At 55.0% G+C, this 1239-nt stretch carries 3 protein-coding genes; 2 read left to right on the top strand and 1 reads right to left on the bottom strand.

The genetic code is table 11. The features are described from left to right. Nucleotides 1-186, bottom strand: a 186-nt coding sequence (locus tag EIP75_RS23735; RefSeq protein ID WP_476561149.1) for a transposase, incomplete at its 3' end; no start/stop codon positions are given. Between the two features lie 133 nt (nucleotides 187-319). On the opposite strand from EIP75_RS23735, the gene EIP75_RS23740 reads away from it, so the two are divergent. Both EIP75_RS23740 and EIP75_RS23745 read left to right on the top strand, forming a co-directional pair. After that, nucleotides 320-517, top strand: coding sequence for a hypothetical protein (locus EIP75_RS23740; RefSeq protein WP_125245661.1), 198 nt, complete (start codon nucleotides 320-322; stop codon nucleotides 515-517). A 101-nt stretch (nucleotides 518-618) separates the two neighbouring features. Further along, nucleotides 619-1026, top strand: a complete 408-nt coding sequence (locus EIP75_RS23745) for a hypothetical protein (RefSeq protein ID WP_125245662.1) — start codon at nucleotides 619-621, stop codon at nucleotides 1024-1026. The last annotated feature ends 213 nt before the right edge of the window (nucleotides 1027-1239 follow it).

Consider the following 1239-nt stretch of genomic DNA (forward strand, 5'->3'; position numbering starts at 1 on the left):
CAGGTAATGGATGCGCAGCATGGTCTCGATGGCAAAGGGAGGGCGGCCCGTCTTGGACTTGGGCCAGTGTGGATCGACCACACCGACCAGTACATCCCACGGCACCACCTTGTTCATCTGTTCCAAGAACTCACGCTTGCGCGTCTTCTTGGTCGACAGGTTCAATCCTAAGCTGACTTGCTTCATTTCTGTTTGCCACGCATCATCTCGACGCCAACATCATGCAAGACCCGCGCCCTGCGGCTGGGTTTTGCAGACNTATCTGGAGAAGTTTGAGTATGCAGTTCTCTCGGCTCGGGAGTTTGATGCTTGCACGTTGATGAGCGATGGGGCCGAGGCATCGCTGTTCAACCGTGGTCGACAGGAATACGCAAAGGCCATAGACACCATGGCGAGTTGGGCCATGGAGTTCCCGCAGCGCAAGGTTGAAGAGGCTATTGGCGACGAGTTGGTGAGGCTGATGACCACCAAGACATTTGACGATGTGAGCGTGGCGATGTTGGTGCGTTCAGGATGAAGCTTTGAGGCTTGCGCGCACTACATAGGATGTTGGGTGTCTGCTGTATTTGTCGGCACCCTATTGACTGCATGTTGTTCTGATTTTCTCAAGGGATTCGTATGAAAAATCTTCTCGTCATCGTGGCAATTCTCGGGTCGATCCCCGGTGTGGTCGGGGCCACTGGGAGCGTCAGCCCTGACCCTGTTTTGGTGTCGCGATTCAGCTCAAACAAAAGCGAACTGAGCGCCAAGATGGCCGCTTGCAAAAAGCTGCCGAACATCGATGCGGTTTTGGCGGATGTCGGTTGCGTCAGTGCGCAGGCGGCGGTGAATCAACGGCAAAAAAAGATGATCGATGCAAAGTGCTCGTCGGCAGACACCTTCGTGTTTGTCCCTTCTGGTTTGCAAGGGGATGAATTGACGGCGTATCTGTTGGCGCATGCCCCATCAGCCAACGTGCTGAGTCAGTGTGGACTGACTCAGGATCAGTGGGTTAAGAGCCATCTCGCTGGGAACGCAAAGAAGTGATCGATCCCTTGACCGGGTGGTAGTGCCAGGTGCTGGTTTGCGGCGACTGATCTGCGATTGATGGTGAGGCCAGCGGCGTCAAAAGCACATCCAAGTCAGGATGTGCCCAGCCACCGCAGATTTGCCTAAAACGGAGGCAGTCCGGCCCATTGGCGCATTTCTGCCGCATGGGCCATGTGCTTGGCCAAGTTATCCCCAGTTTTTGTGGATAAC

Origin of the sequence: Aquabacterium soli (genome assembly GCF_003933735.1) — a bacterium.
Classification (GTDB): domain Bacteria; phylum Pseudomonadota; class Gammaproteobacteria; order Burkholderiales; family Burkholderiaceae_C; genus Aquabacterium; species Aquabacterium soli.

What these genes read in the sequence shown, in the direction of transcription:
- EIP75_RS23740 (WP_125245661.1), top strand. Translation starts at nt 320, where the DNA reads ATGAGCGATGGGGCCGAGGCATCGCTGTTCAACCGTGGTCGACAGGAA.
- EIP75_RS23745 (WP_125245662.1), top strand. Translation starts at nt 619, where the DNA reads ATGAAAAATCTTCTCGTCATCGTGGCAATTCTCGGGTCGATCCCCGGT.